Annotated in this window: 20 protein-coding genes and 2 tRNA genes; 10 read left to right on the forward strand and 12 right to left on the reverse strand. The window is 71.8% G+C overall.

The annotated features are described in order from the left end of the window. Positions 1 to 138: 138 nt before the first annotated feature. Positions 139 to 215: transfer RNA gene (locus ACIQFX_RS11565), tRNA-Pro, on the reverse strand. Between the two features lie 132 nt (positions 216 to 347). Between ACIQFX_RS11565 and ACIQFX_RS11570 the strand changes: the two genes are divergently transcribed. After that, a tRNA-Gly gene (locus ACIQFX_RS11570) sits at positions 348 to 421 on the forward strand. Positions 422 to 517: 96 nt separating this feature from the next. Here the strand turns inward: ACIQFX_RS11570 and ACIQFX_RS11575 are convergent. Both ACIQFX_RS11575 and ACIQFX_RS11580 read right to left on the reverse strand, forming a co-directional pair. Continuing rightward, positions 518 to 712 (reverse strand): hypothetical protein, encoded by a 195-nt coding sequence (locus ACIQFX_RS11575; protein ID WP_015033610.1) that lies wholly within the window; start codon positions 710 to 712, stop codon positions 518 to 520. A gap of 158 nt (positions 713 to 870) precedes the next feature. After that, complete coding sequence (locus tag ACIQFX_RS11580; RefSeq protein ID WP_402461164.1) at positions 871 to 2,016, reverse strand: PP2C family protein-serine/threonine phosphatase; 1,146 nt, start codon at positions 2,014 to 2,016, stop codon at positions 871 to 873. A gap of 106 nt (positions 2,017 to 2,122) precedes the next feature. On the opposite strand from ACIQFX_RS11580, the gene ACIQFX_RS11585 reads away from it, so the two are divergent. After that, positions 2,123 to 3,352 (forward strand): GNAT family N-acetyltransferase, encoded by a 1,230-nt coding sequence (locus tag ACIQFX_RS11585; RefSeq protein ID WP_402461165.1) that lies wholly within the window; start codon positions 2,123 to 2,125, stop codon positions 3,350 to 3,352. A 19-nt stretch (positions 3,353 to 3,371) separates the two neighbouring features. Here ACIQFX_RS11585 and ACIQFX_RS11590 read toward each other — a convergent pair whose 3' ends face one another. Together ACIQFX_RS11590 and ACIQFX_RS11595 are read right to left on the reverse strand one after the other, a co-directional pair. Continuing rightward, on the reverse strand, positions 3,372 to 4,181 hold the full coding sequence (locus ACIQFX_RS11590) for an Fpg/Nei family DNA glycosylase (RefSeq protein WP_402461167.1): 810 nt from the start codon (positions 4,179 to 4,181) through the stop codon (positions 3,372 to 3,374). Next, positions 4,181 to 4,675: a ribose-5-phosphate isomerase gene (locus tag ACIQFX_RS11595; RefSeq protein WP_402461169.1), complete on the reverse strand. Its 495-nt coding sequence runs from the start codon at positions 4,673 to 4,675 to the stop codon at positions 4,181 to 4,183. The genes ACIQFX_RS11590 and ACIQFX_RS11595 overlap by 1 nt, the downstream gene beginning before the upstream one ends. A 196-nt stretch (positions 4,676 to 4,871) precedes the next feature. Here ACIQFX_RS11595 and ACIQFX_RS11600 point away from each other — a divergent pair, with 196 nt between their 5' ends. Continuing rightward, entirely contained in the window at positions 4,872 to 6,326 is a 1,455-nt protein-coding gene (locus tag ACIQFX_RS11600; protein WP_402461171.1) for an amino acid permease, read from the forward strand. A 90-nt stretch (positions 6,327 to 6,416) separates the two neighbouring features. Here the strand turns inward: ACIQFX_RS11600 and ACIQFX_RS11605 are convergent, their stop codons facing one another. Then, positions 6,417 to 7,010 (reverse strand): biotin transporter BioY, encoded by a 594-nt coding sequence (locus tag ACIQFX_RS11605; RefSeq protein ID WP_402461172.1) that lies wholly within the window; start codon positions 7,008 to 7,010, stop codon positions 6,417 to 6,419. Between the two features lie 254 nt (positions 7,011 to 7,264). On the opposite strand from ACIQFX_RS11605, the gene ACIQFX_RS11610 reads away from it, so the two are divergent. The 3 genes from ACIQFX_RS11610 (at position 7,265) to ACIQFX_RS11620 (ending at position 11,050) form a co-directional block, all read left to right on the forward strand. Further along, on the forward strand, positions 7,265 to 8,638 hold the full coding sequence (locus ACIQFX_RS11610) for an amino acid permease (RefSeq protein WP_402461174.1): 1,374 nt from the start codon (positions 7,265 to 7,267) through the stop codon (positions 8,636 to 8,638). Between the two features lie 114 nt (positions 8,639 to 8,752). Beyond that, entirely contained in the window at positions 8,753 to 10,162 is a 1,410-nt protein-coding gene (locus ACIQFX_RS11615; protein WP_402461175.1) for an amino acid permease, read from the forward strand. 243 nt (positions 10,163 to 10,405) lie between these two features. Continuing rightward, positions 10,406 to 11,050 carry a superoxide dismutase gene (locus ACIQFX_RS11620; protein ID WP_402461177.1) on the forward strand — a complete coding sequence of 215 codons (645 nt, stop codon included), beginning with the start codon at positions 10,406 to 10,408 and terminating at the stop codon, positions 11,048 to 11,050. Positions 11,051 to 11,163: 113 nt separating this feature from the next. Here the strand turns inward: ACIQFX_RS11620 and ACIQFX_RS11625 are convergent, their stop codons facing one another. Next, the gene (locus ACIQFX_RS11625; RefSeq protein WP_402461179.1) at positions 11,164 to 11,799 is read right to left on the reverse strand and encodes a DsbA family protein; all 636 of its coding nucleotides are present in this window, start codon (positions 11,797 to 11,799) and stop codon (positions 11,164 to 11,166) included. 162 nt (positions 11,800 to 11,961) lie between these two features. Between ACIQFX_RS11625 and pepN the strand changes: the two genes are divergently transcribed. Further along, positions 11,962 to 14,511: an aminopeptidase N gene (gene pepN / locus ACIQFX_RS11630; protein WP_402461181.1), complete on the forward strand. Its 2,550-nt coding sequence runs from the start codon at positions 11,962 to 11,964 to the stop codon at positions 14,509 to 14,511. Positions 14,512 to 14,655: 144 nt separating this feature from the next. After that, positions 14,656 to 15,660 carry a hypothetical protein gene (locus ACIQFX_RS11635; protein WP_402461183.1) on the forward strand — a complete coding sequence of 335 codons (1,005 nt, stop codon included), beginning with the start codon at positions 14,656 to 14,658 and terminating at the stop codon, positions 15,658 to 15,660. Positions 15,661 to 15,663: 3 nt separating this feature from the next. Here the strand turns inward: ACIQFX_RS11635 and ACIQFX_RS11640 are convergent, their stop codons facing one another. From ACIQFX_RS11640 to ACIQFX_RS11660, 5 genes are all read right to left on the reverse strand, one after another. After that, complete coding sequence (locus ACIQFX_RS11640) at positions 15,664 to 16,833, reverse strand: serine hydrolase domain-containing protein (protein WP_402461185.1); 1,170 nt, start codon at positions 16,831 to 16,833, stop codon at positions 15,664 to 15,666. Positions 16,834 to 16,933: 100 nt separating this feature from the next. After that, a complete protein-coding gene (locus ACIQFX_RS11645; RefSeq protein WP_402461186.1) occupies positions 16,934 to 17,401 on the reverse strand; it encodes an NUDIX hydrolase in 468 nt (155 codons plus the stop codon). 9 nt (positions 17,402 to 17,410) lie between these two features. Then, positions 17,411 to 17,935 carry an HPP family protein gene (locus ACIQFX_RS11650; protein WP_402461187.1) on the reverse strand — a complete coding sequence of 175 codons (525 nt, stop codon included), beginning with the start codon at positions 17,933 to 17,935 and terminating at the stop codon, positions 17,411 to 17,413. 13 nt (positions 17,936 to 17,948) lie between these two features. Beyond that, the gene (locus ACIQFX_RS11655) at positions 17,949 to 18,830 is read right to left on the reverse strand and encodes a pyridoxamine 5'-phosphate oxidase family protein (RefSeq protein WP_402461189.1); all 882 of its coding nucleotides are present in this window, start codon (positions 18,828 to 18,830) and stop codon (positions 17,949 to 17,951) included. A 144-nt stretch (positions 18,831 to 18,974) separates the two neighbouring features. After that, positions 18,975 to 19,430 (reverse strand): VOC family protein, encoded by a 456-nt coding sequence (locus ACIQFX_RS11660; RefSeq protein ID WP_402461191.1) that lies wholly within the window; start codon positions 19,428 to 19,430, stop codon positions 18,975 to 18,977. 132 nt (positions 19,431 to 19,562) lie between these two features. Between ACIQFX_RS11660 and ACIQFX_RS11665 the strand changes: the two genes are divergently transcribed. Beyond that, a complete protein-coding gene (locus ACIQFX_RS11665; RefSeq protein ID WP_402461193.1) occupies positions 19,563 to 20,105 on the forward strand; it encodes a CGNR zinc finger domain-containing protein in 543 nt (180 codons plus the stop codon). Between the two features lie 193 nt (positions 20,106 to 20,298). After that, positions 20,299 to 23,619, forward strand: a complete 3,321-nt coding sequence (locus tag ACIQFX_RS11670) for a S8 family serine peptidase (RefSeq protein ID WP_402461195.1) — start codon at positions 20,299 to 20,301, stop codon at positions 23,617 to 23,619. Positions 23,620 to 23,630 lie beyond the last annotated feature (11 nt).

Raw genomic sequence — 23,630 nt, forward strand, 5'->3', positions numbered from 1 at the left:
CGCCGGTACCGCGTGTAGCGGCTCCGGCGGCTCGGCCCGGTCAGAAAGACACACGGGCACGCAGCTTGCATAGTAACCGCAAGCGGTATGACGCCCACAACGTGATCAAGAACGTGCGAGGCGGGCGCGTGATCGTCATGGTCGGGGTGGCGGGATTTGAACCCACGGCCTTCCGCTCCCAAAGCGGACGCGCTACCAAGCTGCGCCACACCCCGTCGGTGCGACACGTAGGGTACATGGACGGGGACTCTGCGGCGCCCCCCGTTTTCGGGGTGTGCGAAGAAGGTCCTCGACCGGCTACCATGCTCCTCGTGCCGCGGTCCCCGTGACCTGCGGCGCGATGCTGTGCGGGTGTAGCTCAATGGTAGAGCACTAGTCTTCCAAACTAGCTACGCGGGTTCGATTCCCGTCACCCGCTCCACGCAGGTCAGGGCCGGTCCGGAGACTTCTCCGGACCGGCCCTGACGCGTTTCCCGGGCCCCGTGCCCCCGCCCGGTCGGCGGGGGCACGGGCGGGTTCAGAACTTGATGGACGCGACCGTCTGCGTTATCGAGTCCAGGAAGCGCTGGATGTCGTCGGCCATGCCGGTGGAGGCGAGGAAGAAGCCGAAGAGGACGGCGACGACGGCCGGACCGCCCTTGAGGTTCCCCCCGCGGATCAGCACCACCAGGATGATTGCCAAAAGCAACACCACAGACAGTGAAATGGCCACAACTGATCACACCCTCGGTCGGTCCCACGTTGCCCACCAGGGAGCCCGTGTCCCGGAACACCCCCCGCTGCCTCCATCGTGCCACCAACCCCCCTGCCCTCGCTGCCGGGTGACGAATCGTCGTGGAGAAGATCACTTCGCCCCGGGGGAGTTGCCGCTCAGGCGGGGCGGGAGAGCAGGAGGAGGGCCCGGTCGTCGTTGACGTCCTTGGCGACGGCTTCGATGAGGTCCCAGGCGACGCCCTCGAAACCGTCGGCGACGCAGCGGTCGGCCTCGCCGGTGAGCCGGTCGATGCCCTCGGTGATGTCCCGGTCGGCGGCCTCGACGAGGCCGTCGGTGAAGAGCATGAGGACGTCGCCGGGGTGCAACGAGCCCTTGACGGGGTGGAACTCGGCGCCGTCGTAGACGCCGAGGAGGGGGCCTTCGGCGGCCTTCTCCTCCCAGCGGCCGCTGCCCGCGTGGAGCTGGAGGGCGGGCAGGTGGCCGGCGGAGTAGAGCTCGTAGTCGCCGGACTCCAGGTCGAGGACGAGGTGGATCGAGGTGGCGAAGCCCTCGTCCCAGTTCTGGCGGAGCAGGTAGCCGTTGGCGGCGGGGAGGAAGCCGTGCGGCGGGAGCGAGCCGAGGAGGCCGCCGAAGGCACCGGAGAGCAGCAGGGAGCGGGAGGCCGCGTCCATGCCCTTGCCGGAGACGTCGGTGAGGACGACCTCCAGGGTCCGGCCGCCGTGGGTGCGGGCGGCGACGACGAAGTCGCCGGAGAAGGACTGGCCGCCGGCCGGGCGCAGCGCCATCTCGCGGTGCCAGCCCTTCGGGAGGCGGGGCAGGGCGCTCTGGACGCGGATGCGTTCGCGCAGGTCGAAGAGCATGGTGCCGCCGCGCCGCCAGGGCACGCCGACCCGGGCCCGGAACTGGGCGATGAGCAGTCCGAAGAGGCCGCAGGCGGCGACGACCAGGACCGTGCCGGGGGTGACCCTGGCGGGGCCCTGGGTGTACGGCCCGAGGACGGCGGACTCGACGATGAGGGCGCCGGCGGCGGTGGCGTAGAGGCCGAGCAGGCTGGCGGGGCGCAGCAGCAGCCCGCCGGCCACGATGGGCAGGACGAGCGCGGCCGGCGCGCACCAGACGGGGTTGAGGACGGTGCCGCAGGCGATGGCCGGAATCATCAGGAGGAGTCCGGCGAAGGCGAGCCGGTCGGAGCCGTCCCCGCGGAAGTAGTCGACGCCGGACTTGCGCAGCGCGACGCGGGCCCGGCGGGCGCGCCTGCGCATCCGGGCCGCGTACGTGTTCACTCCGGCGCGGTGTCCCATTGGCCTGGACCCTATCCACACGGTCCGGCATCGCGCAGGGGTACCCCGGTGACAATGTGCGTGAAATCGGGTCGCCCCGGGCGGGCGCCGCTGATATCGATGGCATATGACGACGGAACTCCGGGTTCTCGACCCGAACGACTGGGACCGCTGGTTCGAGGTGTTGGACCTCGCGTTCGGAGGGTTGCACGAGCCGCCGGACGCGCGGGAGCTGTGGCGGGACCTGACGGAGTGCGAGCGGTCGCTGGGCGCCTGGGACGGGGACCTGTGCGTGGGGACGGCGGGCGCGTTCTCGTTCCGGCTGACGGTGCCGGGCGGGGCGCTCGTGCCGGCGGCCGGGGTGACGATGGTGAGCGTGGCGGGCACGCACCGGCGGCGCGGGATCCTGACCTCGATGATGCGGCGGCAGCTCGACGACGTGCGGGCGGCGGGTGAGCCGCTGGCCGTGCTGACGGCTTCCGAGCCGGCGATCTACGGGCGGTTCGGCTACGGCGCCGCGACGTGGACCGAGTACGCGACGATCGACACGAACCGGGTGGGGCTCGCGGTGCCGGACGGCACGGACGGGGTGGCGCTGCGGCAGGCGGACCTGGTGGGGTCCTCGGCGGCGTGCGAGGAGGTGTACGCCCGGCTGGTGCCGCTGCGGCCGGGGATGGTGGCCCGGGGGCCCGGCTGGGAGCGGCTGCCGCTGCTCGATCCGGAGTCGGAGCGCGAGGGCTCCTCGCCGCGGCTGTGCGTGCTCGCGGAGCGGGGCGGGGAGGTCGTGGGCTTCACGCACTACGCGATCAGGCCGAACTGGTCCTTCGCGGGGGCGGACGGTTCCGTGGTGGTGCAGCAGGTGCTCGCGCTCGACCCGGTGGCGGAGGCGGCGCTGTGGCGGTTCCTGTGCTCGGTGGACCTGACGTCGTCGGTGCGGATCCGGAGCAGTCCCGTGGACGGCGCCTGGCGGCACCTGGTGACGGACGCGCGGCGGTGCGAGGCGACGTCCCGGGAGGGGCTGTTCCTCCGGATCGTGGACGTGGGCGCGGCGCTGGAGGCGCGGACGTACCAGGCTCCGGTGGACGTGGTGTTCGAGGTGGAGGACGCGTTCTGTCCGTGGAACGCGGGGCGTTGGCGGCTGACCGGCGACGCGAAGGGGGCGAGCTGTGTGCGGACGGGGGACGCGGCCGATCTCGTGCTGACCGCGCGGGAGTTGGGGGCGGCGTACCTGGGCGGGACGCCGCTGGTGTCGCTCGCGGCGGCGGGGCGGGTGCGGGAGCTGCGGGCGGGGGCGCTGGTCGAGGCGTCGGTGGCGTTCGGGTCGCCGGTCGCGCCGTGGCTGCCGCACGGGTTCTAGCGGGGCGGTCCGGACGCGGTCAGCGCTGCTGGCAGGTGGGGCACCAGAAGAGGTTGCGGGCGGCGAGGTCGGCGGTGCGGATCTCGTCGTGGCAGACGAGGCAGGGCTGGTGCGTGCGGCGGTAGACGTAGACCTCGCCGCCGTGGTCGTCGACGCGGGGCGGGCGTCCCATGGCCTCGGGGGTGTGTTCGGGGCGGACGGTGTCGATGCGGTTGAGGCGGACGCCCTCGCGCATCAGCGCGGCGAGGTCGGTCCAGATCGCGTCCCACTCCCCCGGCGTGAGGTCCCTGCCGGCGCGGTAGGGGTCGATGCCGTGCCGGAAGAGGACTTCGGCGCGGTAGACGTTGCCGACGCCGGCGATGACCTTCTGGTCCATGAGGAGGGCGGCGATGGTCGTCCGGGACTTCGAGACGCGGCGCCAGGCCTTGCCCGGGTCGTCGCCCGCGCGGAGGGGGTCGGGGCCGAGCCGGTCGTGTATCGCCTGCTTCTCGCCGTCCGTGATCAGCGCGCAGGTGGTGGGGCCGCGCAGGTCGACGTACGCCTCGGGGTCGGCGAGGCGCAGCCGGACGGTGTCCGTGGGCGGCGGGGCCGGGGCGTCGCCGAAGGCGACCTTGCCGAAGAGGCCGAGGTGGATGTGGATCCATTCGCCGCCCCCGAAGCCGAGGAAGAGGTGCTTGCCGTGGGCCTCGGTGGTCTCCAGGACGGCGCCGTCGAGCAGGGCCGCCGAGTAGGCGAACTTGCCCTGGGGGCTGGAGACGCGCACGGGTCGGCCGCCGAACCGCTCGCGGTGGTCGGCGGCCAGCCGGTGGATGGTGTGCCCTTCGGGCATCAGGCGGTCGGCTCCTGCGGGTGGTGCGCCGGGATCGGGGGGAGCTCGCCGGTGTTCTCGTAGGCGGTGAGCATGTCGATGCGGCGGGTGTGACGCTCGTCACCGGAGTACGGGGTGCTCAGGAAGATCTCGACGAACTTGGTCGCCTCTTCCCGGGTGTGCATCCGGCCGCCGACGGAGATCACGTTGGCGTTGTTGTGCTCGCGGCCGAGGGCGGCGGTCTGCTCGCTCCAGGCGAGGGCGGCGCGGACCCCCTTCACCTTGTTGGCGGCGATCTGCTCGCCGTTGCCGGAGCCGCCGATGACGATGCCCAGGCTGTCCGGGTCGGCGGCCGTCTTCTCGGCGGCACGCAGGCAGAACGGCGGGTAGTCGTCGAGGGCGTCGTAGATGTGGGGTCCGCAGTCGACGGCCTCGTGGCCGTGTGCGGTGAGCCACTCGACGAGGTGGTTCTTGAGTTCGTAGCCGGCGTGGTCGGAACCGATGTAGACGCGCATGGTGCCGAGTGTGGCACGTCAGGGCCGGGGTAGCAGGCAGCGGGGTCGGGACCTTCACCCGGCCTGGTACGGACCTTCGACTCTCGCGCGGTCGCCCGTACAACGATCCGGAATGAGGGCTTCCGATCACCCCCGTCCACAGTGTTCAATGCTCGGGCTCGCGACCCGAGCACCCCCCACACACGAGGAAGCGTCGATGAACACGCAACCGACCCTGACGAAGGACGACCAGGAGACCGGCACCACCGGAACCCCGCAGTCCTCCGACGGCCTCAAGGCCGGACTCAAGAACCGCCACCTGTCGATGATCGCGATCGGCGGAGTCATCGGCGCCGGCCTCTTCGTCGGCTCCGGCTCCGGCATCGCCGCGGCCGGCCCCGCGATCCTCCTGTCGTACGCACTCGTCGGCGCCATGGTCGTCTTCGTCATGCGGATGCTCGGCGAGATGGCCGCCGCCCGACCGTCCTCCGGCTCCTTCTCCGCCTACGCGGACGTGGCCCTCGGCCGCTGGGCCGGCTTCAGCATCGGCTGGCTCTACTGGTTCTTCTGGGTCGTCGTCCTGGCCGTCGAGGCGACCGCGGGCGCCAAGATCCTGGAGAGCTGGATCCCGGCCGTGCCGCAGTGGGGCTGGGCGCTCATCGTCATGGTGGTGCTGACCGCGACCAACCTCGGCTCGGTCGCCTCGTACGGCGAGTTCGAGTTCTGGTTCGCCGGCATCAAGGTCGTCGCCATCGCCGCCTTCGTCGTCATCGGCCTGCTCGCCGTCTTCGGCGTGCTCCCCGGCTCGGACAACCCGGGCGCGGGATTCGCGCACCTCACCGACAGCGGGGGCTTCTTCCCGATGGGTGCGGGGGCCGTCCTCACCGGTGTGCTGATGGTCGTCTTCTCGTTCATGGGCAGCGAGATCGTCACGCTGGCCGCCGGCGAGTCCGAGGACCCGCAGAAGGCGGTCACGAAGGCCACCAACAGCGTGATCTGGCGGATCGGCGTCTTCTACCTGGGCTCGATCTTCGTCGTCCTGACGCTGCTGCCGTGGAACGACAAGTCGATCGTCGACAAGGGCTCGTACGTCGCCGCCCTCGACTCCATCGGCATCGCGCACGCCGGCCAGATCATGAACGTGATCGTCCTGACGGCCGTCCTGTCCTGCCTGAACTCGGGCCTCTACACGGCCTCCCGCATGGCGTTCTCGCTCGGCCGGCGCGGCGACGCGCCGAAGGCCTTCGCGAAGACCAACGCGCGGGGCGTGCCGACGGCGGCGATCCTCGGTTCGGTCGTCTTCGGCTTCGTCGCGGTCTTCTTCAACTACAAGTGGCCGGACACCGTCTTCGCCTTCCTGCTGAACTCCTCCGGCGCGGTCGCGCTCTTCGTCTGGCTGGTCATCTGCGTGACCCAGCTGCGGATGCGCGGCATCATCCTGCGCGAGTCCCCGGAGAAGCTCGTGGTCCGGATGTGGCTGTTCCCGTACCTGACGTGGGCGACCATCGTCATGATCGTCGGCGTCCTCGGCTACATGGTCTACGACGGCGGCAGCAACCGCGACCAGGTCGTGCTGTCCCTGCTCGTCGCCGCGCTCGTCATCGCGATCTCGCTGGTGCGCCAGCGCCTCGGCGCGGCCGACCGGCCCGCGGAGCTCTCCGAGCGCCCGTGACCGCATAGGTCCGCACGGCCCGCGCGGGCCGCGTGCGAGAGGGCCCGCCGTTCCCCGGGGAACGGCGGGCCCTCTCGCGTGCGTACGGGCTCAGCCCTTGCGGCCGACGAGCTTCCAGGCGGCCGGGAGGGCGCCCATGGCGAGGGCGGCCTTGAGGGCGTCGCCGATGAGGAAGGGGGTGAGGCCGGCGGCGACGGCCTGGCCGAGGGTCATGCCGGTGGCGAGGGCCAGGTAGGGCACGCCGACGGCGTAGATGATCGCGGAGCCGAGGGCCATGGCGCCGGCGGTGCGGAGCACCGAGCGGTCGGCGCCGCGGCGTGCGAGGGCGCCGACGACGGTCGAGGCGAGGAGCATGCCGAGGATGTAGCCGAAGGACGGCATGCCGTAGCCCGAGGTGGCCTGCGCGAACCACGGCACGCCCGCCATGCCGGCCACCGCGTAGAGCGCGAGGGCGAGGAAGCCGCGGCGGGCGCCGAGCGCGGTGCCGACGAGCAGGGCGGCGAAGGTCTGGCCCGAGACGGGCACCGGGGAGCCGGGGACCGGGACGGAGAGCTGCGCGGCGAGACCGGTGAGGGCGGCGCCGCCGACGACCAGCGCGATGTCGCGGGTGCGGCTCGACGGGATCAGGTCCGCGAGGACGGTGCCCGCACGGAGGGTACGGGCGGGGGCGGCGGCGGTGCTCATCGGTACTCCGCGAGGGTGAGGGTGGGAGGGACAGGTTGACGGTATGCCAGGAGTGAACGCTCGATCACCGTCAGCCGCCGACAAAGCGGCGGTCGAGCACTTCGTGGAGATCGAACAAACCCCGCCGATCATGCGATGCGCCACGTGACGCTTGTCACGTGGGACTCGTGCATCGAGGTCCCTTTTGCGCCAAGGGGCGTCCAGTGGAGAGACTGTGGAGTCTCCATAAACCTTCAGAGAGCACGAGCAGCCGCATGCACGACCGCCTCGCCCCCGAACCGGAGCCCCTCTCCCACGGACTGAAGCAGCGTCACCTGACGATGCTGGGCCTCGGCGGGGTGATCGGCGCCGGGCTCTTCGTCGGCTCGGGCGCGGGCATCGCCGTCGCCGGGCCCGGCATCGTGGTCTCGTACCTGATCGCCGGTGCGCTCGCGATGCTGGTCATGCGGATGCTGGGCGAGATGTCGGCGGCGATGCCCGCGTCGGGGGCCTTCTCGGTGCACGCCGAGCGGGCGCTCGGCCGGTGGGCCGGCTTCTCGGTGGGCTGGCTGTACTGGTTCCTGCTCGTGGTGGTCCTCGCCGTGGAGGCGACGGGCGCGGCGCGGATCGCGCACGGCTGGGCGCCGGGGGTCCCGCAGTGGGGCTGGGTGCTGGTCTTCATGGTCGTGTTCACCCTCGCCAACCTGGCGGCGGTGAAGAACTTCGGCGAGTTCGAGTTCTGGTTCGCGGCCCTGAAGGTCGGTGCGATCGTCCTCTTCCTGGTCCTGGGCGTGCTGGCGATCGTCGGGTGGCTGCCCGACACGGACCCGGTGGGCCTGGCGAATCTGACCGGGCAGGGCGGGTTCCTGCCGAACGGCTGGTCCGGAGTGGTCTCCGGGGTGCTCGCGGTCGTCTTCGCCTTCGGCGGCCTGGAGGTCGTCACGATCGCGGCGGCCGAGACGGACGACCCGGCGCGGAACGTGGCGCGGGCGGTGCGCAGCGCGGTCTGGCGGATCCTCCTCTTCTACGTGGGCTCGATGCTGGTCATCGTGACCCTGCTGCCGTGGACGTCGATGAGGCCCGGCGAGTCGCCGTACGTGGCGGTCCTGGACGCGATCGGGGTGCCCGCGGCGGGCCAGATCATGAACGTGGTGGTGTTCGTGGCGCTGCTCTCGGCGCTGAACGCGAACCTGTACGGGTCGTCCCGGATGGTGTTCTCGCTCGCGGAGCGCGGGGAGGCACCGAAGGGGCTGCTGCGGATCTCGGGCGGCGGCGTGCCGCGCCGGGCGGTGCTGGCCTCGGTGGCCTTCGGCTTCGTCTCCGTCCTGCTCAATCTGAAGTGGCCGGATTCCGTCTTCCTGTACATGCTCAACGCGGTCGGCGCGGTGCTGCTGTTCGTCTGGGCGCTGATCGCGGTGTCGCAGCTGCGGCTGCGGCGCCGGATCGAGCGCGAGGCGCCGGAGACGCTGACGCTGCGGATGTGGGGCTTCCCCTGGCTGACGTGGGTGGCGCTGGCCGCGATGGCGGCGGTGCTGGTCCTGATGCTGTACGACGACGGGGCACGGCCGCAGGTGCTGTGGTCGGCGGCGGCGACCGGTGCGGTGCTGCTGGTGGCGTGGGTGCGGGAGCTGCGCACGAAGCGGGCATGATTCTTCACTTTGTGTGAAGGTCGTGCCCGTATAGCGGACGCTTGTTCCCTCTGAGCGGTGTGCCCGCCCAGACTGTGGGCTGCTCCCGTCTCAGCTAGTGAACAGGGTTCGCCCATGTCTCGGACCAACGCGCCCGCGCCGGCCGACCGCAAGGACGGCGCGACCGCACCCGCCGAGGGCCTCTCGCACGGCCTCAAGCAGCGCCACCTCTCGATGATCGCCCTCGGCGGCGTCATCGGCGCCGGACTCTTCGTCGGCTCCGGCGCCGGCATCGCCGCCGCCGGACCGTCGATCGTGCTCGCCTATGCCGTCTCGGGCGTCCTCGTGATGCTCGTGATGCGGATGCTCGGCGAGATGTCGGCGGCGAACCCGGCCTCCGGCTCCTTCTCCGTCCACGCCGAGCGGGCCTTCGGCTCCTGGGCGGGCTTCACCTCGGGCTGGGCCTTCTGGTTCCTGCTCTGCGTCGCCGTCGGCCTGGAGGGCATCGGCGCCGCGAAGATCATGACGGGCTGGTTCCCCGGCAGCCCCGAGTGGGCCTGGGTCGCGCTCTTCATGGTGGTCTTCTGCGCCACCAACCTGGCGGCGGTGAAGAACTTCGGCGAGTTCGAGTTCTGGTTCGCCGCGCTGAAGGTCGGCGCGATCGTCCTCTTCCTCGGCATCGGCGTCCTCGCCATCGCCGGCGTCCTGCCCGGCACGGACGCCCCCGGCACCGCGAACCTGACCGGCGACGGCGGCTTCTTCCCGCACGGCTCCGAGGGCCTGATCGTGGGCCTGCTCGCCTCGGTCTTCGCGTACGGCGGCCTGGAGACGGTCACCATCGCGGCGGCCGAGTCCGAGCACCCCGTGCAGGGCGTCGCCAAGGCCGTCCGTACGGCGATGTGGCGGATCGCGCTCTTCTACATCGGCTCGATGGCGGTCATCGTGACCCTCGTCCCGTGGGACGACAAGGCGGTCGTGGAGAAGGGCCCGTACGTCGCCACCCTCGACCACCTGGGCATCTCCGGGGCCGGCCAGATCATGAACGTGGTCGTGCTGGTCGCCCTGCTGTCGGCGATGAACGCCAACATCTACGGCGCGTCCCGCATGGCCGGTTCGCTGGTCGCGCGCGGTCAGGGCCCGAAGGCGCTCGGCCGGCTCTTCGGCGGCGTGCCCCGCCCGGCCGTGCTCGTCTCCTCGGTCGTCGGCTTCGGCTGCGTGCTGCTGAGCTACTGGCGGCCGGACGACATCTTCATCTGGCTGCTCAACACGATCGGCGCGATCATCCTGGTCGTCTGGTTCTTCATCGCCGCCTCGCAGCTGGTGCTGCGCCGCCGCACCGAGCGCGAGGCGCCCGAGAAGCTGGTCGTGCGCATGTGGGCCTTCCCGGTCCTGACCTGGGTGGCGCTGGCCGGCATGGCGGCGATCTTCGTCCTGATGGCCCGCGAGGAGGGCACCCGCGTGCAGCTGTACTCGACGGGCGGGCTGACGCTGCTGCTGGCCGTCGTCGGCTTCGTGCGACAGAAGGCGGCGGGCCGGACTTCCTGACGGGCCGGGCTTCCCGACCCCTCCACCGAACGACGACCCCCGGACCACCGGTCCGGGGGTCCCGTCGTGTCCGGGGTCCCGTCGTGTCCGGGGTCCCGTCGTGTCCGGGGTCCCGTCGTGTCCGGGGCGCGAGACCTAGGGCGAAGGGAGGACGAGGGGCTGATCAACTTCTCTCGCACCTACTGATAGCCTGCACTTGCATATAGATTGCAATAAGCAGGAGCAGGCGAAGGGGCCGGGCACATGGCGATCTACACACTTCCCGAGCTGCCGTACGACTACGCGGCGCTGGAGCCGGTGATCAGTCCGCAGATCATCGAGCTGCACCACGACAAGCACCACGCCGCCTACGTCAAGGGTGCGAACGACACCCTGGAGCAGCTGGAGGAGGCGCGCGACAAGGACCAGTGGGGCGCGGTCAACGGCCTGGAGAAGAACCTCGCGTTCCACCTCTCCGGCCACATCCTGCACTCCATCTACTGGAACAACATGAACAGCCCGAAGGACGGGGGCGGCGGCGAGCCGCTGGCCGCCGACGGCGTCGGCGACCTCGCGGACGCGATCACCGGATCCTTCGGCTCCTTCGCCAAGTTCAAGGCCCAGCTGACCAAGGCCTCCGCGACCACCCAGGGCTCCGGCTGGGGCGTCCTCGCCTACGAGCCGGTCAGCGGCCGGCTGATCGTCGAGCAGGTCTACGACCACCAGGGCAACGTCGGCCAGGGCTCGGTCCCGATCCTGGTCTTCGACGCCTGGGAGCACGCCTTCTACCTGCAGTACAAGAACCAGAAGGTCGACTTCATCGAGGCCATGTGGCAGGTCGTCAACTGGCAGGACGTGAGCCGCCGGTACCACGCCGCCAAGGCCTCCGTACCACTGATCTCCTTCTGACCCCCGACTCCTGCTCGTGATCGTCTTCTCCACCTTCACCGGGCAGGCGGATGAAAGGAGAACCCCCGCGATGACCTGGATCGCGGGGGTTCTTCCGTGCCGGGGGCGGCGGACTACTCGAAGCTGGGCGCCGCCGTCCGGGTGCGCTTGATCTCGTAGAAGCCCGGGGTCGACGCCACGAGCAGGGTGCCGTCCCAGAGGCGGGCGGCCGCGTCGCCGCGCGGGGTCGGGGTGACGACGGGGCCGAAGAAGGCGACCTCGTCGCCCGTCGGGCCCGGTACGGCGATGACGGGGGTGCCGACGTCCTGGCCGACCTTGCCGATGCCCTCCTGGTGGGAGGCGCGCAGCTCGGTGTCGTACGTGTCCTTGTCGGCGTACTCGACCAGGTCCTCGGGCAGGCCGACGTCCGCGAGGGCGGCAGCGACAGCCTCGCGGGTCGGGCCCTCGCCGTTGTTGTGGAAGCGGGTGCCGAGCGCCGTGTAGAGCTTGCCGACGACCTCGTCGCCGTGCAGCTGCTGGGCGGCTATGACGACGCGGACCGGACCCCAGGCCTTGGTCTCCAGCATCTCCCGGTACTCGGCCGGGACCTCGTCGAGCCGGTCCTCGTTCAGGACCGCCAGGCTCATGACCTTCCAGCGCACGTCGACCGGGCGGACCCGCTCGACCTCCAGCATCCAGCGGGACGTCATCCAGGCCCACGGGCACAGCGGGTCGAAGTAGAAGTCGGCGGTGGTCCTGCTCTCGGACATGTCACTCCTCGGTACGGCCGTGGAAAGTAGGTGGTGCGCCGAAAGGAGGCAACGCCGCGCACGCGCGACGGCATTCCCCGCGCACCGGGATTCCCGTGTCGGCCGCGACAGCCGCACATGGGAGGATTGCTGCTGTTTCGAACGCGCCACGAAGGAGTGACCGTGCCCGGTGAGAATCTGTCCCGCGACGAGGCCGAGGAGCGGGCCGAGCTGCTGTCCGTCGACGGGTACGAGGTCCACCTCGACCTCCGCTCGGCCGTCGGCGACTCCGCCGAGCCGGTGCGCACCTTCCGCTCGGAGACGACGATCCGCTTCCGCCGCACCGGCGCGGGCGACTCGACCTTCGTCGACCTGATCGCGCCCTCCGTGAACGCGGTCACCCTCAACGGCCGCGCGCTCGACCCCGCCGTCGTCTTCGACGGCTCGCGGATCGCGCTCGACGGCCTCGCCGACGAGAACGTGCTCGTCGTGGACGCGCAGTGCGCCTACAGCCGGACCGGCGAGGGCATGCACCGCTTCGTCGACCCGGAGGACGGCGAGGTCTACCTCTACACGCAGTACGAGCCGTCCGACGCCCGCCGGGTGCACGCCGACTTCGAGCAGCCCGACCTCAAGGCCCCGTTCCGCTTCTCGGTGACCGCCCCCGAGGGCTGGACGGTCTGGTCGAACGGCGCCGGGGAGCGGGGCGCCGACGGCGTGTGGCGGTTCGCCGAGACGGCGCCGATCTCGACGTACATCACCTGTGTCGTGGCGGGCCCGTACCACTACGTGACGGACAGCTACACGCGCGGCGACCTGGAGATCCCGCTCGGCGCGATGTGCCGCAAGTCGCTGGCGAAGCACTTCGACGCGGACGACGTCTTCCTGATCACCAAGCAGGGCTTCGACTTCTTCCACGACAACTTCGACTACCCGTACCCCTTCGGGAAGTACGACCAGGCCTTCGTCCCCGAGTACAACCTCGGCGCGATGGAGAACCCGGGCATGGTGACCTTCCGCGAGGAGTACATCTACCGGGGCAAGGTCACCCAGGCCCAGTACGAGAGCCGGGCCAACGTCATCCTGCACGAGATGGCGCACATGTGGTTCGGCGACCTGGTCACCATGGTGTGGTGGGACGACCTGTGGCTGAAGGAGTCCTTCGCCGACTTCATGGGCTCCTTCGTGAACGCCGAGGCCACCCGCTTCACCAACAGCTGGGTGACCTTCGCCAACAACCGCAAGTCCTGGGCGTACCGCGCCGACCAGCTGCCGTCCACGCACCCGATCACGGCCGACATCCGTGACCTGGAGGACGCCAAGCTCAACTTCGACGGCATCACCTACGCCAAGGGCGCGTCGGTCCTCAAGCAGCTCGTCGCGTACGCGGGCCGGGACGCGTTCCTGGAGGGCGCGCGCCGCTACTTCAAGCGCCACGCCTACGGGAACACGCGGCTCGCCGACCTCCTCGCGATCCTGGAGGAGACCTCCGGGCGCGACATGAGGGCCTGGGCGAAGTCCTGGCTCCAGACCTCCGGCGTGAACACCCTGACGCCGGCCGTCACCTGCGACGTGGAGGGCCGGATCACCGAGCTCGCCGTGCTCCAGGAGGGCGGCGAGCCGCGCCCGCACCGGGCGGCGGTCGGCCTCTACCGGCTCTCCGGCGGGGCGCTCGTCCGGTACGCGCGGGCCGAGGCCGACATCACCGGCGCGCGGACGGTCGTCACCGAGCTCGCCGGCCAGGAGAAGCCCGACCTGGTGCTCGTCAACGACGAGGACCTCACCTACTGCAAGATCCGCTTCGACGAGGCCTCGCTCGCCACCGTGCGCGCGCACCTCGGCGAGATGACCGACCCGCTGGCCCGCGCCCTGTGCTGGTCCGCGCTGTGGAACCTGACCCGTGACGGGCTGATGCCCGCCCGGGACTTCGTCTCCGTCGCGCTCGCCTTCACGGGCAGCGAGACCGACATCGGCGTGCTCCAGATGGTGCACGCCTGGACGAAGGCGGCGGTCACCCACTACGCGGCGCCCGAGTGGCGCGAGGAGGGCGGGCGGCTGCTCGCCGAGGGCGGCCTGCGCGAGCTGCGGCTCGCCGAGTCGGGCAGCGAGCACCAGCTGACCTGGGCGCGGTTCTTCGCGGCGACCTCCTCGTCCGAAGCCGACTTCCAGCTCCTGGCGGGGCTGCTCGACGGTACGGCGAAGATCGACGGCCTCGACGTCGACCAGGAGCTGCGCTGGGCGCTGCTCACCCCGCTCGTCGTGCACGGCCTCGCCGACGAGGACCGGATCGGCGAGGAGCTGGCCCGCGACGACACGGCGACGGGCAAGCGCCACCAGGTCCGCCTCCTCGCCTCGCGGCCCTCGGCGGCGGTCAAGGCGCAGGCGTGGGCGCAGGTCGTCGAGTCGGACACGCTGTCGAACGCGCTGGTCGAGGCGACCATCACGGGCTTCGTCCAGCCCTCGCAGCGCGAGCTGATCGCCCCGTACGGGGAGAAGTACTTCGCCGCGATCGAGCAGCTGTGGGCCGATCGGTCGATCCAGATCGGCATGGACGTCGTCCGGGGCCTGTTCCCGGGCCTCCAGGACGACGCGGCGACGCTGGCCGCCACGGACGCCTGGCTGACCTCGCACGAGTCCGCCGCGCCTGCGCTCCGCCGCCTCGTCGTGGAGGCCCGCGACGACCTGGCGCGGGCGCTGCGGGCGCAGGAGTGCGACGGGCGCGCGGCGCTCTAGCCGGTACGCCCCTGGGGGCGGCGCCCTGCGGGTGCCGCCCCCTTCGGCTGTCGAACGCGCGTACTTTAGGGCGAGGTCGTCCCGGAATGTCGACGGGCGTGTAACAGGGGTTAGGGGAGCCTTCGGAAGCGGAAGACCCCCGTCATGAACCACAACACCCCCATCACCCCCCGCCCCCTCCCCCTCTCCTCCCGCACCGGCCGGGCGCAACGCCTCGCGTCGGCAGACCAGTTGAGGTCGCAGGGGATCCCCGCCGCCGAGGTCGCCGCGCACTGCCGGCCGGGCGGCTGGCAGCAGCTGCTGCCGGGCGTGTTCCTGCTGCACCCGGGGCAGCCGACCAGCGAGGACCGGCTGAAGGCCGCGCTCCTCTACGCCCGCAGGAGCACGGCCGTGCCCACGCAGGGGCCGGACGCGATGATCACCGGGATCGCCGCCCTGACCCTGCACCGCTTCGCGTCCGCTCCCCCGCTCACCGCCCTGGAGCGGATCGACGTGCTGGTGCCGCGCACCCGGCGGCTGCGGTCGACCGGCTGGGTGCGGGTGGTGCGCGCGTCCGAGGCGCCGGAGCCGGTGGAGCTCACGGGCCTTCCCGTCGCGCCGGTCGCCCGTGCCGTCGCCGACGCCGTGTCGGGCCTCTCGGACGCGGCGGAGGTACGCCGGCTGCTCACCGAGGCGGTCCGCGGCGGCCACTGCGAACCGGGAGCGGTGGTGCGGGAGTTGAATCGTGCCCGGCTGCTCACCCGGCCACACGTGGTGGACGCGGTGGACGCGCTGCTCGCCGAGGGGCGGTCGCTCTCCGAGGAGCGGCTGTACGAGATGGTGCGGGAGTTCGGCCTGCCGGCCCCGCTGTGGAACGTGGACCTGCGGCTGCCGGGCGGCCCGCACCTGGGCGGGGTCGACGCCTACTGGCCGGAGCAGGCGGTCGCCGTCGAGCTGGACACCCGGGCCCCGCGGCAGGACGACGACGCGCTCTGGTCCGAGTACACCCGCAAGCGGGAGCACCTGGAGCGGCTCGGCATCACGGTCGTCCACCTGACCCCGCGCAAGCTGCGCGAGGCGATGGACCAGCAGGCCGCCGTGGTCCGCACGGCCCTGATGGCCGCGCCGGACCGGCAGCCCGCCACGTACGTCGTCGTCCTGCCGAGGTGACGGCTACCGCTGGGGGGCGGTGCCGGTCGGGGCGGTGGTGCCGCAGAACTCGGCTTCGAGGACGCGCAGGCTGTCGCCCGTCCAGTCGGCGTTGAAGTTCACGGCGAGGGAGTGCCGGCCGTCCTTGGTGGTGACGGCCTGGGACGTGGAGCCGTGGATGCCGCCGCCGTGGCCCCAGACGTCCTTGCCGCAGCTCAGCTTGAGCTGCATCAGGCCGAGGCCGTACCGCAGGTTCGGGTCGATCCGCGCGGCGGAGACCGTGGTGGTCAGCTCCCGCTGTTCGGCCTTGGGGAGGAGCCGGCCGGAGAGCAGGGCGCGGAAGAAGGTCTGGAGGTCCCGCGAGTCGGAGATCATCTCGCCGGCCGCGTAGGCGAGGGTGGGGCTCAGCTCGCTGACGTCGTGGATCGGCGCGTCCGGCTCGTCGGTCAGCTGGGAGTAGGCCGGGGAGCTCGGGTTCGGCATGGTGACGTCGGTGCCGGGCACGCTGGTGGCGCGCAGCTTGAGCGGTTTGACGATGCGGTTCTCGACCGCCTTCCCGTACGGGCGTCCGGTGACCTTCTCGATGACCAGGCCGGCGAGCACGAAGTTGGTGTTGGAGTACTTCCAGTCCGTGCCGGGGGCGAAGTCCGGCGCGTGGGTCATGGCGATGGAGACGAGCTGCTGCGGGGTCCAGCGGTCGTAGCGGTGCTCGAGGAACGCAGGGCCGAAGACCTTCTCGGCGAAGCCCCGGTCGGAGGTGACGTCGTAGATGCCGCTGGTGTGGTTGAGCAGTTGGCGGACGGTGATCTTCCGGCCGTCGTGGCCGTTGCCCCGGACGACGCCGGGCAGCCACTTCTCGACCGGGTCGTCGAGGTCGATGCGTCCCTCGGCCTGGAGCTGGAGGAGGACGGTGGCGACGAAGGTCTTGGTGATGGAGGCGATCCGGTAGTGGTCGGCGACCCCGCGCACCCCCGCGGTGGCGGCCCACTGGCCGCGTCCGTCACGGGTGTGGACGACGGCGCCCGGCACTCCCTCGTCGACGGCGGCCTGGAGCGCCTGCCGGGTGGCCGTGTGGTCCCGCCCCTCCTTCGCGGGCGCCGGTGCCGCGAGGGCGGGCGCGGCGAGGGCGGTGCCGGCGAGGCCGGCCACGAGCGTGGCGGCAACGAGGGTACGGGCGGTGCGTACGACGGTCATACGGGCTCCCCTGGGACTCTGCCGTGCGAGTACTGCGGTCGCCGGGGAGGACCGGGGTTCCGACGGAAGGGTTCCGCAGGGCCTGGGAGTTGAGCCGTTTTCAGCCGTTTGCCGGGTCGGTGAGCCGGGAGCGGCCTACGGGGGGCCGCTCGCGCCACAGGTCGAGGCCGATGTCGACGAGTTCGACGCGGGGCAGGGCGGTCACGGTGCCGAGCGGGTGCCAGGCGGCGAGGTCCGTCGAACCGCCGGTCTCGTTGCGCAGGGAACCGCCGGTGAGCCGCACTTCGTAGATGATCCGCAGCCCCTGGAAGTCACCGGGGCCGGCGAAGCGGTTGATCCAGCCGCGGCGGATGGAGTCGATGCCGAGGAGGACGGTGGGTTCGGCGAGGTAGCCCGTCTCCTCCTCCACCTCGCGGACGACCGCCTGCACCGGCTCCTCGCCGTGGTCCATCCCGCCGCCCGGCAGCGTCCACCGCTTCGTGCCGTCCTTCGCGACCCAGCGGGCCAGGAGGATCTCGTCGCCCCGGACGCACACGGCGTAGGCCGCCACCCTCAACTCCTGCTGCATGGAAAGAGGTTAGATCCAGTACGTGGGATACGTCCGCCCCGTGGCACGGCCCGCCACGACGCCCACCGCGACCAGGAGCAGCGAGGCGAGCGCGAGAAGGCCGAGAAACGCCCAGAACGGCGGGGCCTGGAGCGCCACGATGACGGCCGTCGCCGCGGCGGGCGAGTGCGGGGTCCGCGCCACCGTCATCACCCCGAGGGCCAGACCGCCCGCGACGGCCGCGCCCCACAACCCCGGGCCCGCCACCGCGAGCACCGCGAACCCGGTGAGGGCGGAGAGCAGTTGGCCGCCCACCACCGAACGCGGCTGGCTCAGTGGCAGATCGGGCGCGCCCGCCACCAGCGCCATGCTCGCCGCGAGCGGCGGGATCAGCAGCGGCTCGCGCAGCACGGTTCCGACGGCGACCAGGAGGAGGAGGGCGGTGACGCTCGCGGCGGTGGAGGCGAGGAGGAGGGCGGGGCGGGGACGGGCGGGGGGCCGGGGGCGCGAGGGTGCTCGGGGCGCGGGCGCTTGCACGGTGGGCGCGGTGGTCACGGAAGGTCCTCGCTCAGGGAGTGGGCGGGTGGGCCGGGGAGTATTCAGGGGTGGACCAGCGGAGGGGGGTGGCGGAGGGGGTTTCGAGGATGCGGGTGGGGCGGAAGCGGGTGATGCGGCCTTCGGGGGTGTGGTCGGTGTGGGCGCGGCCGCTGAGCTGGAGGGTCGTGCCGGTCTCCCAGTCGAGGAAGAGCAGGCCGGCGCGGCCGTCGGACTCCAGGTTGCCCAGGGTCAGGAACATCGAGTTGCCCGCGTAGTCACGCCAGCTGAGCTCCCCGGACCCGTCGACCCGGACGAAGCCGGGCCTGCCGCCGCGGTGGCTCGCGTCGACGCCGTCGGGTGCGGTGGTGGCGATGAAGAAGGTGTCGGCGGCACTCACGAAGCGCACCTGGTCGGGGGTGAGCGCCTCTCCGCGGCGTACGGCGCCGGGCTCGCGGCCCGCGGGGTCGGAGCCGTACAACTCCCGTTTCTGGAGGTACTTCGGGCAGTTCGAGAAGACCTGCTGGGCCTCGATCGTGAAGCCGCGCGCGCTGGGCCGCGCGATGCCGTTGAGGCGCATGCGACGGCGGGTGCGCGGGTCGAGGGCGATCGTCCCCATGGGGGTGCCGTCGGCGGTGACGGCACCCGCCAGGGGATCGTGGGCGGGGATGCCGCCGGCGACGGAGACGGTGTGCGGGCCGGTGGCGCGGGTGAAGCCGGGCGGGCCGGTGAGGAGGCTCGACCAGACGCGGCCGTCGGGGTCGGCGGCGGCGACGGTCAGCAGGGGCTGGGCTTCCAGGAAGGCGGCGGCGATGGGGCGGATGCCGGGGGTGATGGAGCGGGCTACGTGGTCGGCCAGGTCGCGGACGCCGACGCGCTCTTGCACGGACAGGGAGCCGGGGTTGAAGGGATCCATGACAGGCCTCACTGGAGTGCGGGGTCGGTGGGTGCGGGGTCCTGGCGCGGGGGCGCGTTCCGGTTGTGCCCACCCTCCCCAGACTCCGTCCGGGGGGGACCCCCACGCCCCTGCGGAACGATTGCCCGCAACCGGGGGGCGCGGCTAGAAGAAGCCGCAGGTCGGGGCTGTGGGGGAAGGGGCCGGGAGGTTTTCGGCGCCCTGGGGGACGGAGATTTCGAGGCGGGTGCCGTCGGGGTCGTGGAAGAAGATGCCGCCGGAGGCGGCGCCTTCGCGGTGGGCGACGAGGCCGTCGTGGGCGAAGGTGGCGCCGCGGGCGGTGAGGGCGGCTTCGGCGGCGCGGACGTGGTCGAGGGACTCGGCCTCGAAGGCGAGGTGGTGGAGGCCGGCGCGGGCGGGGGCGTAGTCGCCTTCGGCCTGCTGCCAGAGGGTGAGGACGAGGCTGCCGTCCTGGCCGAGGAAGGCGAAGCGGCTGTCGCCCTCCTTGCCTTCGCCGAGGACGTCGAAGCCGAGGACGTCGCGGTAGAAGGCGAGGGAGCGGTCGATGTCGGTGACGTTGAGGCCGACGTGGTGGGTGGCGAGCTTGCCGATCGCGGACACGGGGTCCCCCTTTTTCCGGTGCGGTCACCCCTGCGGGGCTAACCTCTTAATTCGACTTTAGAGGTTAGGCGTGAAGCGCGTCAACCGCTCACGTACTCTTGAGGGGTTAGCTCACCGAGGAGGGTGTCCGCCATGACTGTCGTCGACCCGCGGCCGCTCGTCGGCGAGCCGCTCTCGCTCGACCTGCTCAACACCCGCTGGAACGTGGAGGGGGTCCGGCAGGACCTGCTCGACGGGGTCGAGGGGCTCGCGGTCTGGCTCGCCGCCAACAGGCTCCAGGGGCGGTTCGCCGCGGACGCCACCACCCTGCGCCACACGCTCGCCGCGCGGGACGCGCTCGGCGCGCTCGTCGACCGGCCCGGCGACCCCGACGCCACCGCCCGGGTCGACGCCGTCCTGGGACACGGCCGCATCCGGGCCACGCTCACCACGGCGGGCCCCGGCGAGGAGGCCGAGTTCGAGGACCCGTCCTGGGGGCCCGGCTGGAGCGCCGCCCGCGACTACCTCGACCTGCTGCGCACCGCGCCCGACCGGATCCGCGCCTGCGCCCACGAGGCGTGCATCCTGCACTTCTTCGACACCTCGCGGAACGGCACCCGCCGCTGGTGCTCGATGGCGGTCTGCGGCAACCGGGCCAAGGCCTCCCGCCATTACGCCCGTACGAAGGAGAGTTGACCCGCGGGATCGCCAAGTCGCCCCGTTCAGGGCGGTTTCGTCCCCACTGGCACATCCCGCGCACTGGCGGGTTTCCGCCGCGGCGGCAACCGGCCCCCCACTGACTCTCCACAAACCCCGGTCATTTACGAAAGGCTGAGCGGTCATCCGGCACCGAATTCCGGACCCTCTCCTTTCACCCACAGGGATGTAGATGACCACCCCCGAAACTCGGAGCTCCATACCCGGACGCTCGACGCCCGGGCACAGGCGTGCGGCGCGCATCGCCGCCGCCGCCGGGCTCGTCGCCGCACTGGTCGCGACCGGCGCCGCGCCCGTGCTCGCCACCGAAGCCCCGGACACCACTCCCCCGGTCAAGGCCTCGGACCCCGCCGACAAGCTCGGCGCGATCGATGCCCAGCGCCTCACCGAGGCCCAGGTCAGCGGCGAGAAGAACGTCACCGTCCTCGTCGCCACCGTCCCCGGCGCCACCGAGCAGGTCGCCGGCCAGCTCGACGCGGTCCCCGGCGCCTCCGTCGGCAAGCAGCAGGACGCGCTCGGCTACGTGCGCGCCACCCTGCCGACCGCGAAGGCCGCCGCCGCGATCAAGGCCGCCACGCAGCTCTCCTCCGTCCAGTCGATCGACCTCCAGGCCGAGATCCCGCTGGACGACCCGACCCCGGACGCGGGCGCCGCGACGGGTGCCGTCGAGGGCACCACGGTCACCTCGACCTACCCGGCCCCGAGCGCGAAGACCCCGGCGAAGAACCCGTACAACCCGTCCCACGAGACGGGCGCGGTCGAGTTCGTCGAGGACCACCCGAAGGCCGACGGCCGCGGCGTGACCATCGGCATCCTCGACTCGGGCGTCGACCTGGCCCACCCGGCCCTCCAGAAGACCACCACCGGCGAGCGCAAGATCGTCGACTGGGTGACCGCCACCGACCCGCTGACCGAGGGCGACTCCACCTGGCGCGCCCAGGTCACCCCGGTCGCCGGCCCGGTCTTCACCGCGAGCTCCCAGAGCTGGACGGCCCCGGCGGGCTCGTACCAGTTCAGCCGCTTCACCGAGGCGATCACCGCGGGCGGCGACCCGGCGGGTGACATCAACCGCGACGGCGACACCACCGACGTCTTCGGCATGCTGTACGACCCGGCCGCCGGCACCGTCCGCGTGGACACCGACCAGGACAACGACTTCACGGACAACGAGCCGATGAAGCCGTACAAGGACGGGTACCAGATCGGCTACTTCGGTACCGACAACCCGGCCACCGAGGTCGCCGAGCGCACCCCGTTCGTCGTGGAGATCCGCAAGGACGTCCCGATGGACCCGCTGGGCGGCAGCTGGGTCGGCCAGAAGCGCGACTTCGTCAACATCGGCCTCGTGGAGTCCTCGCACGGCACCCACGTCGCCGGCATCACCGCCGCCAAGGGCCTCTTCGGCGGGAAGATGAACGGCGCCGCGCCCGGCGCGAAGATCGTCTCCTCGCGCGCGTGCACCTGGACCGGCGGCTGCACCAACACCGCCCTCACCGAGGGCATGGTCGACCTCGTCGTCAACCGCGGCGTCGACATCGTCAACATGTCGATCGGCGGCCTGCCCGCGCTGAACGACGGCGACAACGTCCGCTCCCGCCTCTACACCCGTCTCATCGACGAGTACGGCGTGCAGCTGGTGATCTCGGCCGGCAACTCCGGCCCGGGCACCAACACGATCGGCGACCCCGGCCTGGCCGACAAGGTCCTCTCGGTCGGCGCGGCGGTCTCCCAGTCGACCTGGGCCGCCAACTACGGCTCGGCCGTCGAGAAGAAGTACGCCATGTTCCCGTTCTCCTCGCGCGGTCCGCGTGAGGACGGCGGCGCGGCCCCGCTGGTCACCGGCCCGGGTTCGTCCGTGAACACCATCCCGACCTGGCAGGCCGGTTCCGGCGTGGCCGAGGCCGGCTACGCGCTCCCGGCCGGCTACGGCATGCTCAACGGCACCTCGATGTCGTCCCCGCAGGTCGCGGGCGTCGGCGCGCTGCTGCTGTCCGCCGCCAAGCAGCGCGGCATCGAGCTGTCCCCGCTGACCCTCCGTACCGCCCTCACCTCGACCGCGCAGCGGATCCCGGGTGTCGCGGCCCACGAGCAGGGCGCCGGCCTCGTCGACGTCGACGAGGCCTGGGAGTCGATCAAGGACGGGGCCACCGCCCACTCCTACAAGGTCGAGGCCCCGGTCGACACCGTGATCTTCCCGGCCCCGCACACCGGCACCGGTGTGTACGACCGCGAGGGCGGCCTCAAGGTCGGCCAGAAGAAGGTCTACGACGTCACCGTCACCCGTACCAGCGGCCCGGACCGTGCCGTCGAGCACGAGCTGGACCTCAAGTACAACGACGGCACCTTCCGGATCCTGGGCGACGACGAGATCGACCTGCCGCTGAACAAGCCGGTCACCGTCAAGCTGGAGGCCCGCCCGCGCACCGCGGGCGTGCACAGCGTGCTCCTGGAGGCCGACGACGAGCGCACCGAGGGCGTCGACAAGCAGATCCTCGCCACCTCGGTGGTCGCGAGCGACCTGGTCACCCCCGGCTACGGCTTCTCCGCCTCGGGTTCGGTGCAGCGCAACAGCACCAAGTCGTACTTCGTGACGGTGCCGGCGGGCGCCACCTCCCTGGAGGTCGCGATCGGCGGCCTGAAGGAGAAGAGCCAGACCCGGTTCATCGCCATCCACCCGTACGGCGTGCCGGTGGACCCGACCGCGACGACCGGCTGCTACCCGCACTACAACCCGGCGAACACCTGCCGTCCGGACCTGCGCTCCTACGCGAACCCGCAGCCCGGCGTCTGGGAGATCGAGGTCGAGGCGCGCCGCACCTCGCCCGACCTGGACAACCCGTACACGCTGAACGTCGCCGCGCTCGGCGCCTCCTTCGACCCGGCCGTCCAGACGGTCGCCGAGGCGAAGGCCGGCGTCCCGTCCGCCGTCGAGTGGACCGTCACCAACAAGTTCGCCGCCCTCGACGGCAAGCTGAAGGGCGGCTCGCTGGGCTCGGCCAAGGTCGAGACCCCGACGATCCAGCACCACGAGCAGCACACGAAGACCGTCACCATCGGTGAGGGCGTCGAGCGGCTCGACATCGCGATCGGCAACACCTCCGACAAGGCCGCCGACCTCGACCTGACCGTCCTCCTCAACGGCAAGCAGGTCGGCCAGTCGGCCGACGGCGACTCGGAGGAGAGCGTCTCCCTGGTCAAGCCCGCCGCGGGCACCTACACCGTCGTGGTCGACGGCTACTCGGTCCAGGCCGCGGGCGGCACGACCTACGACTACAAGGACGTGTACTACTCCCCGGCGCTCGGCACCGTCCAGGTGGACGGCGCCAAGACCCACCCGCTGGCCAACGGCGCGAGCACCAAGGTCACGGCCGAGGTCGTCGTCGGCGGTCCGGCCCCCGAGGGACGCCAGTTCTTCGGCCAGGTCCAGCTGCTCAACGCGCGCGGCACCGTCGCGGGCACCGGCAGCGTCCTGATCGGCGCGGTCACCCCGTAGCACCGTACGAG

It is taken from the genome of Streptomyces sp. NPDC093089, assembly GCF_044754405.1.
GTDB lineage: Bacteria > Actinomycetota > Actinomycetes > Streptomycetales > Streptomycetaceae > Streptomyces.